A 14476-nucleotide genomic window follows, 5' to 3' on the forward strand; every position below is an offset into this window, starting at 1 on the left:
CTAAGAAAGATTCAAATACTGAATGGTTCTATCTATAGCGCCAACTTGCTTTTCTACTGCTTGCTTAATTGTACTTGAAGTAGGGACGAATTCTGGTTGAGAAAAAAGTTTGATTAATTTATCACTTAACTCGTTTTCATCATCAACTACACTTATTAAACTCTCAGTAAGAAACTCATCGATAATGGCCTGAAAGTTAAAATAACTTGGGCCAGTGAGTGTGTACTTACCCAGAGCCATTGGTTCTATGATGTTATGACCCCCAACCTTATTTCCAGCGAGACTGCCACCCATAAAGCACAAGTCGGCAGCCCCAAGTAGTAACATCATCTCACCCATCGTATCACCTAAGTATACTTGAGTACTGCCTGTTAGAGCTGTTTTACATGAGCGACGAACGGTCGAAAATCCGGCTTGCTGGCATAGTTCATGTACAGAACCAAAGCGTTCTGGATGACGAGGGACCAATATCAGTAAAGCGTCGGGGAATTGGTCAAGGATCCTCTTGTGAGCGTTGAGAACTTGCTCATCTTCACCTTGATGGGTGCTAGCCGCTATCCAGATTTTCCTTTGTTGTCCTAACTTTTCCCGTAATTGTTTCGCATCTTCGATACATCTATTATTAATGGAGATATCGAATTTTATTGATCCGGTTACGTGAATTTTTTCACTTGGGACTCCTAATTCAACGAATCTTTGTGAATCACTGGTGCTTTGGCATAAAAATCTAGTTACTGCTGAAGCAGCAATATTGAATAAAGGAAGTATCTTTCGATAGTTATTTGCCGATTTTTGAGATAGTCGAGCATTTAATATTGTTATTGGAGTTTTTCGACGAGAAACGTAGTGAAGGGTATTAGGCCAAAGTTCAGTCTCCATAATTAACAATTGGCTAGGCTGAACAGCTTTTAGGAAGCTATTTACGGCAAAACTAAAGTCTAAAGGCATATAACGATGTTCAACTAGTGCACCTAATTTTTCTACTTGAGCGGCGCCAGTTGTCGTTGTTGTCGTAACTACAATTGGTAATTCTGGGTATTTAGTTTTAATTCGTCTAATTAAAGGAGTTACAGCAATGACCTCTCCAACAGATACGGCATGAATCCATAGAGGATTCATGCCGTTGGTTGGCATCGTTATACCAAATAACTCTTTCCAGCGAAAATTGTATGAGGGCTTACCTTGTTTACTTTTAAAGAGACCATACAAAAAAAATGGACAGATAATAAAAAGTAGGGTGCTATATAGTATTCGAGTCATAATTTTTTTGCGTGCAAAATAGCAAAAGAATGATTAAGTAAAATGCCAATGGATGCGGTTGCATTAAGGGGATGTCAGTCAACCCGGAAACGGCATATACAGTAGAACATAGTATAGCGATGAGGATTGACTTATCATTATGCCAGAAATAATAAAATAGAGGCATTAGAAGAAATGCCAATGTCATCATTAATCCAACAATCCCTTTCATTACTAGGCTGGATATGTATTGGTTGTGGTAGTGCTTAAAACCAATTGATGCCTTTGATATTAATCCTTTTTCATATAATTCTTGCTTTGCTTCTACGTGGTTTTTCCCTAAGCCAAAAATAGTCGGTGATTTAGCTAGCTCCCATCCGGCTTTCCACATTTGTAATCTGTAACCAATAGAGGTATTGAGGTTGCCACTGGTAATTGCGTGATATTCATGTTTTGTTTGTATAATGCGTTGTTCAATTTTCTCATGATTTAAAAAAGAAACTAAACTTATGGCAATAATGGATGCAACAATGAATATGCTGTTTTTTTTATACTTAATAATCATTAAAGCTGCTATTAGTAATGCTGCAATAGTTACAGCAAGTAGAGTCCCTCTAGTCTGACTAATTATGATGCTCGATAGCCCTAAGCATGCTGAAAATAATGAAGTAATCCGTTGTTTATTTTTTGATGATATGAAAGCTAAGTAGATTGCAATCGATGTTATCGCCGCGCTGAAAGTGGTGTAGGGTATAGCGTTTATAGACCAATATTCTCGGTCTATTTGTAATGCGAAAGTTTGATAGCTTATGTAACTAACAGATATGATAGAAGCTAAAGCTATTAGAAATATTAGATTTGATTTTATTTTTTCAATTACATAGTTAGGTAGCACCATTGAATATAATGCTATAGCACCAAGAACCCTTAATTCTGATGAACTTCCCCCCATGGTTAGTTTTGTGAAAGCGCTAAAAATTACAGCTATCAATAATATCCATGTTAACTTTCTGTTTTTTATTTGTTCTACAATGGCATTAAAGCCTAATTGAAATAACCCTAAAAAGAACACTATGATACAAAGTGTAAAAAAGTGTTTGTCGGATTTCTCGTATAAAAAAAGTCCAGAAAAAGCCCATATGGTCGGAAGAGCGAATAGAAATTGGATTGTGTTTTTCTTATAGTGATTGTTGATGTTCATAGTTTTTCTGTGACAACTGAACTTGAGAGTTCTTTTAAACAATGCAAATGCCCCAGAGGGCATTCTCGTTTAAAGCAAGGGCGGCATTCTAATTCAATCGAGACGATATCAACAGAGTTAGCGAGTGGTGGTGTGTATTTAGGTGATGTAGAACCATAAACACCAATAACATGGCAACCGACAGCGGCAGCAACGTGCATCAAACCTGAATCATTACTAACAACAGTGCGGCATGCCGCCAGTAAGTCGACAGCTTCTATTAATGATGTTTTACCTGCTAACACATGAATCGAGGTTCGATTTTCCTCATTCACAAGGCTTCTGATTTTCTCACAGGTATCGATATCTTTTTGTGAACCAAATAACCACACTTGCTGTCCTTGACTGGCCACATAGTCGGCAACCTCAGCATACTTTTCTTCAGGCCATTTTTTGGCTGGGCCAAATTCAGCGCCTGGGCAAAGGCCAATGCTTTCCTGCGCCATACTTAACCCAAACTTGGTAATGGCTTGTTGTTGGCTTTCTTGATCAATTGTTAGTTTTGGTCTAAGTAAACTTTCGAGACCACCAAGTGAGCTAGAACCAAGCATGATATCCTTTGAATAAGCCAAAGCAACATAACGCTCAACCATGAATTGGAAAGCCTTCATATTGCAACGAATGTCGTTGAGCAAACCAAAGCGCATTTCGCCTTTCCAGCCAGTACGAACTGGAATTTTAGCAAACCAAGGGATCAAGGCTGATTTAGCTGATTTTGGTAACACAAATGCGTGCTCGTAATTTTCGAGGCGAAGTTTTTTACCCATATCGAAACGAGCGCATAAATTTAAATCACCATGGCCGAGAGGCATTTCAATTGCTTGGTTTACCTCGGGCATGCGCTCTAAGATAGGCTTGCACCAAGCGGGAGCGAGCACGTCAATAATGGCGTTAGGGTGTAGTTCCCTTAAGGTGATATAGAGTGATTGAGACATCACCATATCGCCAACCCAAGAGGGGCCGATCACTAAAATTTTATTCATGATTTGTGATTCCAAAACAGCTTTTTCATGATGGATTCGTAGCTTCGATAGATCTCAATGTAGACCTTTTGCGGCACATCTAATTTGTGTTTTTCTTTGCGTTTCGTATTTTGACTACTGATGGTTGAAATGATTTCAGCACGTTCAAATAGAGAAGGCTTCACGCTATAGGTTTTTACCTGATGGCGCCATGGCTTTTCCATGTAGTCGTCTACAGGCTCAATAAAGTACTCAGCATTGGCAATAAATGCCTGTGCTGCTTGAGGCGAAAGCGCATAAGCGGTGGTACCACAGCTTTTTTTTGCATATTGACCGAGTTGTGTACGAGTTGCTATCTCTTCAATCGGAGTAAATTTACTAGGTTGTGTTGCCGCGAGTTTTACGTAGCCATATTTATTAATATAGGGTTCAAGGAGTTGAAGGATATCTCGTGCTAGCGGTTGGATATCAACATTATCTTCAAGTATGACGATAGGCGCTTGTAGTTCGACGCATTTTTGCCACAAGCTGTAATGGCTAGCAAAGCATCCAATCTCTCCAGGTTTAAGCTGATAACCTTTACGTTTTAGCGTTTGTTTTGGCGATGCTTTATCTGAAAAAAGAAAACCAGCCTTTGATGCATCAACGGCATCAAAAAATTCAAATTTAATACCAGCATCGAGCAATTGCTGTGACATTCGCTGTCTGCGCTCTTGGGATCGAGCAAGACTAACCACAAAAATTTTCATTAACGAACCTTCCAATCACTATCGTAGCGAGATTTAAAAAGATTGTAATAATTACTGTCATCTTGTTGAGTCAGTAAAAGTTGCAAAATCCACATGTATTGCTCAGGTTTTGGTTCAACAAAATGCTCAATAGCTTTATTCATGGCGCGCGCATCGGCTTGATCGGAAGCTTGAAGATCTAAAGCAGGTAGCACTTCAATCGAGAATTTTCCTGTTTGCGGATCGATAGACGCAAACAGAGGAACGATATGAGCTTTAGATAGTTTGGCTAACTTGCTTAAGCCTGGCAGTGTTGCTTTAGTTGTGGCAAAAAAATCGACAAATTCACTCAGTTCAGCACCGTGGTCTTGATCTGGTAGGTAATAGCCTAAATAACCCGATTTTATCGACTTAATAAATGGCTTAATGCCACCTGACCGCTCATAAACTCGACCGCCATATTGAACTCGCTGTCGATGCATTAACCAGTCTGCCACCGGATTTTTTTGTTTTTTTGCCATCGCAGAGACAGGTAAGTTTAAAGAAGCTAATAAAATTGCTGGGATGTCGATTGCCCAGGAGTGAGGTACAAGCAAGATAACATTCTCACCGGCATCGGTTAGCTGAGTTAGGTTATGTTCATTTACAAATTCACACTGCTGCTGTAGCCATGTCTTTGAACGTAAGGAGAGTAATACGAAACGAAGTATAAACACCCCTGCGGTGAAGAGCGTTTTATAGACTAACGCTTCACGCTGCTCAAAACTCATCTCTGGAAAGCAGAGTTGCAAGTTGACTCGCGTACGATGCGCAGGGCCTTTGTTTGATTTTGATAGTTTACTCGCTATCTTTTTCGCCAGCCATTGATGAAAAGACAATGGTAGTAGTGCTATAGGCAGCGAGAGTATGACACCGAGCCAAGTAGGCCAGTACTTAGGCGCTAAGAAGTGCCACTCAAAAGTAGGGTTATAGGCTTTTTCATCAAAATCGTTGCGAGGAGCTGCTGACATAGATTGCTCAATAGGCGCTTAGCGCAATAGTTAGTCGAATGTGTTTTGGGCAAGTGTACCACGCAACAAAAGGCCCTTCCTAGAGTACAGATAGATAAGGTGAGTAATTTGAAGGTTTACTCACCAGTTTGGAGTTCAACTGGGTTTAATCGTTACCAAATAAATCACGAGTGTAGACTTTATCAGCAAATGGTAATAGCTCATCATTCATGCGATTAGATACGATGGTATCCGCACAATGAATGAATTCATTAAAATCACTGATGACCCGGGAGTTAAAGAAGTGCGTTTCTTGCAGTGCGGGTTCGTAAACAACCACTTCAACACCTTTTGCTTTCAGGCGCTTCATTATGCCTTGAATCGACGATGCTCTGAAATTATCAGAACCTGATTTCATTACTAAGCGATAAATTCCCACCGTCTTCGGGTTACGTTTGAGAATACTTTCAGCAACAAAATCTTTACGAGTTCGATTAGCGTCTACGATCGCACCAATGATGTTGTTGGGTACTTCTTGGTAGTTAGCTAACAGTTGTTTGGTATCTTTGGGTAAGCAGTAACCGCCGTAACCAAATGATGGGTTGTTATAGTGATTACCAATTCGAGGATCTAACCCGACACCTTCAATGATTTGTCGTGCATCTAAGCCGTGCGCTTCCGCGTAGGAATCTAGTTCATTGAAGTAGGCTACCCGCATGGCTAGGTAGGTATTAGAAAATAGCTTTACCGCTTCAGCTTCAGTGGAGTTAGTGAAGAGTACAGGAATGTCTTCCTTTTCTGCTCCTTCGAGAAGCAAGTTGGCAAAACCTCGCGCTCGCTCACTTTGTTCACCAACAATAATCCGTGATGGGTACAGATTGTCGTATAGAGACTTGCCTTCACGAAGAAACTCTGGAGAGAAGATTATGTTCTCACAGCTCAATTCTTGTTTGATTCGCTCTGTATAACCGACCGGTACGGTTGACTTAATCACCATCACCGCTGATGGAGCGATGGCGATTACATCACGAATAACAGCTCCAACCGATGATGTGTTGAAGTAGTTCGTTTGAGGATCGTAATCAGTGGGGGTTGCAATAACAACAAAATCAGCATCTCTATAAGCTTCTTCTTGGTTGGTTGTTGCCTTGAAGTTAAGTTCTTTGGTTGACAAAAAACGCTCAATATCACTATCAGCAATTGGAGATTGTTTTTTGTTTAGTAAAGTAACCTTTTCTTCAATGATATCCAGAGCTACAACATTATTGTTTTGCGCCAATAGCATTGCATTTGATAGGCCGACATAGCCTGTACCTGCGATAGCAACTTTCACTGTTCGATCCTCTACGGTTAGTAACGGTTTTTACACTATCGATATTAACGATTAATCAGCGCCATGTATTCTGCAACGCCTTCCGCAACCGTTTTAAATTCATGATCACAACCAGCCGCACGAAGTTTAGTTAAATCCGCTTGGGTAAATTCTTGATATGCACCTTTTAAATGCTCAGGGAATGGAATGTTTTCCATTTCACCTTTACCGTGATGCTTGATCACCGCTTTAGCGACTTCCTCAAAAGATTCCGCATTGCCAGTTCCTAGGTTAAAGATCCCAGACACGCCGTTTTCCATAAACCAGAGGTTTACTGCTGCAACATCGCCAACATAAACGAAATCGCGTTGGAAGGTCGCACTGCCAGCGAACAGTTTTGGGTTTTCGCCTGCATTCATTTGATTGTTTAAGTGAAAGGCAACTGAGGCCATCGAACCTTTATGCTGCTCGCGAGGGCCATAAACGTTGAAGTAGCGGAAACCGGTAATTTGAGGCAGTGTTTCACCATGCACTTCGGCATCTTGCCAGATTCGACGTACGTAATTATCGAACTGCTGTTTTGAGTAGCCGTATACGTTGAGCGCACCTTCATATTGCGGCTCTTCAATAAAGGTGTCGGTTTCGCCGTAGGTTGCTGCTGATGAAGCGTATAGGAATGGAATTTCACGTTCTAAACAGTAGTGAAGCAATTCTTTAGAATACTCATAGTTATTGAGCATCATGTATTTGCCATCCCACTCAGTGGTGGCTGAGCATGCACCTTCATGGAAAATAGCGTCAATTGGACCGAAGTTCTCACCTGACATAATCTGCACAAGAAAATCATCACGATCCATGTAATCAGCGATGTTGAGATCAACAAGGTTTTGAAATTTTTTGCCATTTTTAAGGTTGTCGACAACCAGAATGTCAGTTATGCCTTGTTCGTTTAGTGCCTTAATAATATTGCTGCCAATCATGCCAGCGCCGCCAGTTACGATGATCATTGGATTACCTGAAAATGATATTATTTATATAAGTATATCATTACCATGACGACATAAGCCATTGATGAAAATATGTAATTTTAGTTATTAAAAATCATGTATTTATAGTGTTTTTTTTGTTGGTGTTTTTACATACGCTATCAGGGGAGGAAGGTGGTCTTTTAAATTTCTTTCATGTAAAATTGAGCTAGTTCTGTGACGTAGATGATTTTTAGTTTGTAAATGACATAAGGGTAAGTAACAGGATGTCGAGCTCAGCAATAATGGATGAGATATATTCAGCATCAAGTGATTGTAAGCGTTGGTTTCTTGTTCGTTGTAAATCGAAGCAGGAGCAGCGTGCAAGCTTGAACTTTAGCAATCAAATGATTACCTCTTACTACCCTACCATCGGCGTTCTAAAAACGAGTCGCGGTAAAACGACACTTAAACAAGAAGCGTTGTTTCCTGGTTATCTTTTTGTTCATTTAGATATTTCTTCAAACTATGCATCAAAAGTGAATAATACCTTTGGTGTTTATGGTTTTGTTAATTTTGCTGGCAAGCCACAGATGGTTATAGCCTAATTGAAGAAGCCAAAAACCTAAAAGATCATGCCATTGATTTAACGATACAAAATGGTGACCGAGTCATGTTCAGCGATGGTAGCTATGAAGATGTAGCTGCTATTTTTTTAGAAGCGGAAAGTGAACAGCGAAGTATCTTGCTTATTGAGTTGCTAAATAAACAAGTAAAACTGAGCGTTGATAATGGCTCTATTGAATTAGTTGCTAAGTAAACCGAGATTCAGTCAAAACAATACGGTAAAACTATCAGCTTTTAGGGGTTGCAACCTAAGGGCGGTAGCGTGTTTTGAAAGTAAACGAGCCTATTGGGGCGGTTTTAAAAAGGATCGCAAAATCTAGGTTTTATAAGGGATAGTCTAAAATAGAGTGTCTCAAAATGAATAAAAAGTGTCTCAGGTAGTAAAAAAGACTGAGATGAAATCGGTTAAATTTTGCACTTCATTTTTGGAAAAAATTACCTTTCCAACAGAGTCTCTCATGACCACCTTTATGACGTTGCGATGATCTGACGTGATCTTATACTGTTCAGGTAACAGAGTGAGATTAAAAAGATGAATTACGACGGATTCAAAGACCATTTTAACATATTGAGTGATAGTCGTCAGGAACGAAAAATCACTTATGACTTCTTCGAAGTGATGTTCCAAGTGGTGACCGCTATGCTATGTGGGATGAAATAGAAGCGTTTGGTGAAGAGAACTTAGAATTAGGAAAAAATCATCAACATGCCTATGCTTAAAGGCTTCGTGGCTTGTTAGGCACTCGATTTTTCAATGTGGTCAGCTAGGATCAGGCAAATATGTTTCAACATGCTGAAGAGTGAAACGATTCTCAAAGCGAGTACTAAACATAAAAGAGCCATGTGTGCGATGAATTGTGAGTATCTTTTAAAGGTTCTGGCAAGCCTTTATTGACGGGGATGTTCATGATTTTTTCTTGAACTTAGAATGGTTTAGAAAGTTCAGTCCTTATTTATCAGGTATTCCAAGCCAAGATATAATGGCTCGGATTATTGGATTGGTTGACCCAGATGAATTTTCTCTTTGTTTTACTCGATGGTGTAATGAGGTTCAACATGAAAAGTTATTAGAAACCATACATATAGCCATTGACGGAAAGTCCTTGAAAGGTACGTATGATAACAGAGAGAAGAAATGCCTGACACATATGGTGAATGCTTATTCTTTCGATACAGGTTTGGTTTTCGGGCAACTCATAACGAGCTCTAAATCGAACGAAATAACGACCATTCAAGAGCTGCTCAAATTGCTCCGGGTTAAAGGCAGAGTAATTAGTCTGGATGCTATGGGCTGTCAATGTTCGATAGCAGAGCTGATTGTTGATAGAAAAGGTGATTATGTAATATCTGTGAAAGACAACCAACCTAGCCTTCATAAAGTCTTCACAGATAACTTTTCATTGGGGCAATTAAGCGATTATTCTGAATATGCTTATGAAGAGGAAGAAATCGGTAAACGTGGTCGTAAGGTGCTTAGAAGCTATATAGTTATCCTGTTCACAGAGAAGTTTGGCGATTTTACTGTTAAATGGAAAGGTTTAAAAAGCTTATGTGTGGCGGCAACTTACCAGCAAAAGAAAGGCGATGATTCAAGGAGTGTTGGCATTAGGTACTTCATTTCATCTAAAAAATGAAAGCGAAAGAATTTGGAGCTTTATGTCGAGGTCACTGGGGGGTGAAAGTATGCACTGGTGGTTGGACACCGTAATGAATGAAGACGATAGCCGAATTACCTACAAGCACGCATCCAGAAATTTATCTCGAATTCGTCAAGTGTGCATGAACTTTATTAAGCTTGTGGACATGGTAGGGGCATTAGAACGGCGCTAATTAAAATGCGCGTTAAATATTTAGTTCCGAGAGAGTTTTGTTTTTTTGGGGGGAAGTGCGATTCCTATTAAAGTAAAATTAGGTATTTGGGAATGATGGACGATGAAATTTTTAAATTGCCATGCTTGAAAGCTTAGCTGCAATGCGGAATATGGCGTACACCTACTGATGTTAGAAACATCTAAGGTGGGGTCAAGGGTAAAAAGAAAACGGTGAAAGGGGAGTTAGAGTCCTTTCTTGTTTTCGCGAGCCTTCGGAGGACATAGGCTTGAATATCTCGCTCTGCCTCAAGTAATAGCCATTTGAGTTGAGTGCTTAAATAACAACTATGGCAATATTTTATCGATTTGTATGAAGGTGAATAATGAGTTTAATAAAAACGATAGAGTTCGATTTGTTGGGTGATGAGCGAGGGAGTTTGGTCTCACTTGAACAAAATAAAAACATACCTTTTAATATCAAACGTGTTTACTATATCTTTAATACTGAGCAAGGTGTAGCTCGTGGTTTTCATGCACATAAAAAATTACAACAAGTCGCTATTTGTCTGAGAGGTTCATGTCGGTTTATCTTAGATGACAGTAAATGTCGAGAGTCAATTGTGCTAGATTCTCCCAATATTGGGTTATATATAGATAATTACAAGTGGCGAGAGATGCATGACTTCTCCGAAGATTGCGTATTAATGGTCTTAGCTAGTGATTATTTTGATGAATCTGATTATATACGTAATTACAACATGTTCTTAGAAAAGGTGGGGGAAATTTATGTCTAAAGGAAAACAGTTAGTTATTGTAGGGGCAGGGGAGTTTGCTCTGATTGCTTATGAGTATTTCACTCATGATTCAGATTATGAGGTGGTTGCATTTTCGGTGCATAAAGATTTTATTCAAAATACTAGCCTATGTGGCAAGCCAATAGTAGAGCTTGAAACGCTATGTGATAAATATCCACCAATTGATTTTGAAGTTTTTGTGGCTATACCTGCAACTGATTTGAATCGAACTAGAACTAAATTATTTAATGAATTGAAAAATAAAGGGTATACCTTTGCGACATATGTCAGTTCCCATTCATTTGTATGGCATAATGCTATTATTGGTGAGAACTGTTTTATCTTCGAAAATAACACCGTCCAACCGTTCGTTACTATAGAGGATAATGTTATTTTATGGAGTGGTAATCATATTGGGCATCGTACAATTATAAGAGAAAATTGTTTTATTACTTCTCACGCTGTTATTTCAGGTTACTGTGAAATCGGGAGTGGGAGTTTTGTTGGTGTTAACTCAACATGCAATGATCGAACTTCATTAGCTGAAAACTGTATTTTAGGCTCCGGCGCGGTAGTTACTAAGCATTTGAAGCAAGCGGAAACTATTTATGTGGGCAATCCAGCAAAGCCTTTCCCTCGTAAATCAGCATTTGATGTGGAGCTCTAAGAATGAAAATAAACAAAATAGGGAAAATAGATTTTTCACCGATAGCTGATTGGCAAATAAATGGCATAATAACCCCTACCCCCTTTTTGTTAGATAAAGATACTATTAGGGTTTTTGTAGGATTTAGAGATGCTGACGGTGTGTCTCGTATTGGATTTATAGACGTAGATTCAAAAAATCCACAACATATAAAAAACATATCAAAAACACCAGTGTTAGATATTGGTGAGGGCGGTTGTTTTGATGATAATGGAATGATATTAGGTGATATCAAAGTTATCGATGGTCAAGTGTTTATGTTTTATGTTGGATTCCAGATGGTTAAGAAAGCTAAGTTCTTGGCTTTTTCTGGACTAGCCATATCAAAAGACGGTGGAAATAGCTTCGAAAGATTTAGAAAAACGCCAATACTTGATAGGGCATATAATGCATCAACCATCAAAGCGATCCACAGTGTAAATAAAGTAGAGAATAAACTTCTCGCTTATTACGCTGTTGGTGATGGATGGGAAAAAATTGGCGATAATTACTATCCTCAATACGAAACATATTGTGCAGAATTCAACTTAGATGCAATGACATTTAGTGATGAAAGAATATGTGTGAGTACTAAAGGATGTGAGTATAGGTTAGGTAAACCAACAGTTTATGAATCTGAAGATGGTTATGTCATGCTCTACACTCGAGGAAGAACGGACGATCTTGATTACTATGAGCCAGGCTTAGCTTATTCTACCGATGGTTTTGAGTGGAATCGAAATGATGAAGACTTTCCAGAACTAAAAAGTGCCCATGGTTGGGATTCGGTAAATACAGCTTATCCCAAGATTATTGACAATGGCTCTGGTAAGCAATTAATGTTTTACAGCGGCAACTTTATGGGAGCTGGTGGAGTTGGTGTTGCTGAGGTTATCGAGGGCAAGGTGATTACTAAACAAGATATTATCTTATGAACATAGAATTTTACTCTGAAGAACGCCTGACCACATGGGATAATTTTGTTGGGACATCTCACAAAGCTACTTTCTTACACAGCCGTCACTTTCTGAGCTACCATAAAAGTAGATTTATTGATCGGTCTGTTATGGTATATGAAGAAAATAAGTTATTGGCCGTTCTGCCTGCTGCGGAAGCACCAAATAATGATAAGCAAGTCATTAGCCATGTTGGTGCTACTTATGGTGGTTTAATTAGTGACCCCTCTGTTTATGGTGAGAAAACTATAGAAATATTGGGAGCTATCGTTGGTTTTTATAAGGACAATGGCTACGAAAGTTTGATTTACAAATGTACCCCGAGTGTTTATCAAGCCACCAATGATGAAGATGATATTTATGCATTATTTCGGATGAATGCAAACTTGGATAGGGTTGATATTAATGCCATTATTGATAAAGATGCTCGCTTAAAAGTAAGTAACCAGAGAAAAAGATGCTATAAGAAGGCGGTAAAGGCTTCATTGGAGGTTAATTATGATTTTGAAAAAATAGAGGATTTTTACAATATATTATTGTCAAATTTAGCATCTAAACATGGAGCGGAGCCAGTCCATACTCTTGATGAAATAAGGAATTTACACCAACGTTTTCCCGATAACATAGTCCTCTGGTCTGTTTTAGATGCCAACAGAAAAGTAATAGCTGGAGTGCTGTTCTTTTTTATCAATCATACTATGCATGCTCAGTATATAACATCATCACCTAGTGGTTATGATTTAGGTGCTCTTGACTTTCTCTTTGAGAATGCTATGAGTTTTATACAAAAACAAGAAAAATTACGATACCTTGCATTTGGAACGTCAAATGAAGAGCAAGGCAAGGTTTTGAACCAAACTCTTTACCGTTTTAAGAGACAATTTGGAGCTGGTTCGGTTAGTCATAAGTTTTATTCACTGGTATAAATATGATCCCATTTTTAGATTTAAGAGAAATAAATCAACAATATCATAAAGAACTAAAAGATGCTTGCTCAAGAGTCATAGATTCTGGTTGGTACATTATGGGAAATGAGCTATCTGAGTTTGAAAAAGAGTTTGCCAACTATTGTGGAAGTAAATATTGCGTTGGTGTTGCTAATGGTTTAGATGCACTGATTTTAACACTGAGGGCATGGAAAGAATTGGGTAAACTTAGTGATGGCGATGAGGTGATTGTACCATCTAATACTTATATCGCATCAATTCTATCAATCTCAGAAAATAATTTAACACCAGTTCTTGTTGAACCAGATGCTAATACATTTAACTTGACTGCCAAGGGTATTGAAGCTGCAATTACGGATAAAACAAAAGTAATTCTTCCTGTGCATTTGTATGGCCAAATTTCACCGATGCAAGATATTCGACTGTTAGCTGAAAAATATGATTTATTAATACTCGAGGATTGTGCACAGGCACATGGTGCAACAATTAATGGAAAAAAATCTGGAACTTGGGGAGATGCTGGAGCATTTAGTTTTTACCCAGGAAAAAATCTTGGTGCGTTAGGTGATGCTGGGGCTATTACAACAGATGATTACGAGCTTTTTGAGATTTTAAGTGCTTTACGTAATTATGGTTCACATGAAAAATATAGAAATAAGTATAAAGGCGTAAATAGTCGGCTGGATGAAATTCAAGCAGCTATGTTGCGTGTTAAACTTAGGTTTTTAAATAAAGAAACAAGATTACGACAAGCTATAGCAAAGAAATACTTAGAAGGCATAAATAATCCTTTAATTAAACTTCCTGAAGTTATTAATACTGATGGGCACGTTTGGCATCTTTTTGTTATAAAAACGGCCTATCGTCAAGAGTTGCATCAATATCTGAATGACAATGGTGTTCAAGTATTGATTCATTACCCGATTCCTCCGCATAAGCAAGATGCATATTCTGAGTGGTGTGATGAACGGCTTTCTATTAGTGAAAATTTACATAATCAAGTCTTAAGCTTGCCTATCAGTTCTGTTCTTAAAGATGAGGATGCTCAATATTGCATTGACTTGATTAATAACTTCTCTAACTGATAGGGTTGTTATATTTGTTCTGTAAAACTGGCTTTATTGTGTAAATATAGGTCTTTCGAGTTATGCATCTATGGACGTTTAAATGTGTTTATATCATTTAAAGGTAAAGGTTTGAAGTGAATACTGTCGTGCTAGC

At 38.6% G+C, this 14476-nt stretch carries 16 protein-coding genes and 1 pseudogene; 10 read left to right on the forward strand and 7 right to left on the reverse strand.

The features are described 5' to 3' along the window. The 7 genes from waaA to rfaD all read right to left on the reverse strand — a co-directional run bounded on the left by waaA (window position 1) and on the right by rfaD (window position 7477). Window positions 1-1260 carry a lipid IV(A) 3-deoxy-D-manno-octulosonic acid transferase gene (waaA, locus tag RH88_RS13745; RefSeq protein ID WP_005596998.1) on the reverse strand — a complete coding sequence of 420 codons (1260 nt, stop codon included), beginning with the start codon at window positions 1258-1260 and terminating at the stop codon, window positions 1-3. Continuing rightward, window positions 1241-2440: an O-antigen ligase family protein gene (locus RH88_RS13750; protein ID WP_005597000.1), complete on the reverse strand. Its 1200-nt coding sequence runs from the start codon at window positions 2438-2440 to the stop codon at window positions 1241-1243. The genes waaA and RH88_RS13750 overlap by 20 nt, the downstream gene beginning before the upstream one ends. Further along, complete coding sequence (gene waaF, locus RH88_RS13755; RefSeq protein WP_005597002.1) at window positions 2437-3462, reverse strand: lipopolysaccharide heptosyltransferase II; 1026 nt, start codon at window positions 3460-3462, stop codon at window positions 2437-2439. The genes RH88_RS13750 and waaF overlap by 4 nt, the downstream gene beginning before the upstream one ends. Beyond that, entirely contained in the window at window positions 3459-4190 is a 732-nt protein-coding gene (locus RH88_RS13760) for a glycosyltransferase family 25 protein (protein WP_005597004.1), read from the reverse strand. Before RH88_RS13760 ends, waaF begins: the two co-directional genes overlap by 4 nt. After that, on the reverse strand, window positions 4190-5179 hold the full coding sequence (gene lpxM, locus RH88_RS13765) for a lauroyl-Kdo(2)-lipid IV(A) myristoyltransferase (protein WP_005597006.1): 990 nt from the start codon (window positions 5177-5179) through the stop codon (window positions 4190-4192). Before lpxM ends, RH88_RS13760 begins: the two co-directional genes overlap by 1 nt. A 145-nt stretch (window positions 5180-5324) precedes the next feature. Next, window positions 5325-6491 (reverse strand): nucleotide sugar dehydrogenase, encoded by a 1167-nt coding sequence (locus RH88_RS13770; RefSeq protein WP_005597008.1) that lies wholly within the window; start codon window positions 6489-6491, stop codon window positions 5325-5327. 44 nt (window positions 6492-6535) lie between these two features. Beyond that, window positions 6536-7477, reverse strand: a complete 942-nt coding sequence (rfaD, locus tag RH88_RS13775) for an ADP-glyceromanno-heptose 6-epimerase (protein WP_005597010.1) — start codon at window positions 7475-7477, stop codon at window positions 6536-6538. Window positions 7478-7722: 245 nt separating this feature from the next. Here rfaD and RH88_RS23930 point away from each other — a divergent pair, with 245 nt between their 5' ends. The 10 genes and pseudogenes from RH88_RS23930 (at window position 7723) to RH88_RS13810 (ending at window position 14340) form a co-directional block, all read left to right on the forward strand. Next, window positions 7723-8043, forward strand: coding sequence for a transcription termination/antitermination NusG family protein (locus tag RH88_RS23930; RefSeq protein WP_241212195.1), 321 nt, complete (start codon window positions 7723-7725; stop codon window positions 8041-8043). Between the two features lie 65 nt (window positions 8044-8108). Then, window positions 8109-8255 (forward strand): hypothetical protein, encoded by a 147-nt coding sequence (locus tag RH88_RS23935; RefSeq protein ID WP_005597013.1) that lies wholly within the window; start codon window positions 8109-8111, stop codon window positions 8253-8255. Window positions 8256-8594: 339 nt separating this feature from the next. Then, window positions 8595-8723: a hypothetical protein gene (locus tag RH88_RS23940; RefSeq protein WP_005597016.1), complete on the forward strand. Its 129-nt coding sequence runs from the start codon at window positions 8595-8597 to the stop codon at window positions 8721-8723. A gap of 102 nt (window positions 8724-8825) precedes the next feature. Continuing rightward, a pseudogene (locus RH88_RS23945) lies at window positions 8826-8957 on the forward strand (ISAs1 family transposase); the annotation flags it as partial. Between the two features lie 22 nt (window positions 8958-8979). After that, window positions 8980-9696, forward strand: coding sequence for an ISAs1 family transposase (locus RH88_RS23025; protein ID WP_160162588.1), 717 nt, complete (start codon window positions 8980-8982; stop codon window positions 9694-9696). 560 nt (window positions 9697-10256) lie between these two features. Further along, a complete protein-coding gene (locus tag RH88_RS13790) occupies window positions 10257-10667 on the forward strand; it encodes a sugar 3,4-ketoisomerase (RefSeq protein WP_005597020.1) in 411 nt (136 codons plus the stop codon). Further along, the gene (locus tag RH88_RS13795; RefSeq protein ID WP_005597022.1) at window positions 10660-11334 is read left to right on the forward strand and encodes an acetyltransferase; all 675 of its coding nucleotides are present in this window, start codon (window positions 10660-10662) and stop codon (window positions 11332-11334) included. The genes RH88_RS13790 and RH88_RS13795 overlap by 8 nt, the downstream gene beginning before the upstream one ends. 2 nt (window positions 11335-11336) lie before the next feature. After that, entirely contained in the window at window positions 11337-12287 is a 951-nt protein-coding gene (locus RH88_RS13800; RefSeq protein ID WP_005597024.1) for a glycoside hydrolase family protein, read from the forward strand. Then, entirely contained in the window at window positions 12284-13234 is a 951-nt protein-coding gene (locus RH88_RS13805) for a GNAT family N-acetyltransferase (protein WP_005597026.1), read from the forward strand. The genes RH88_RS13800 and RH88_RS13805 overlap by 4 nt, the downstream gene beginning before the upstream one ends. Window positions 13235-13236: 2 nt before the next feature. Further along, window positions 13237-14340 carry a DegT/DnrJ/EryC1/StrS family aminotransferase gene (locus RH88_RS13810; protein ID WP_005597028.1) on the forward strand — a complete coding sequence of 368 codons (1104 nt, stop codon included), beginning with the start codon at window positions 13237-13239 and terminating at the stop codon, window positions 14338-14340. Window positions 14341-14476: the final 136 nt, after the last annotated feature.

This window comes from Vibrio scophthalmi LMG 19158 (genome assembly GCF_000222585.1).
Classification (GTDB): Bacteria; Pseudomonadota; Gammaproteobacteria; order Enterobacterales; family Vibrionaceae; genus Vibrio; species Vibrio scophthalmi.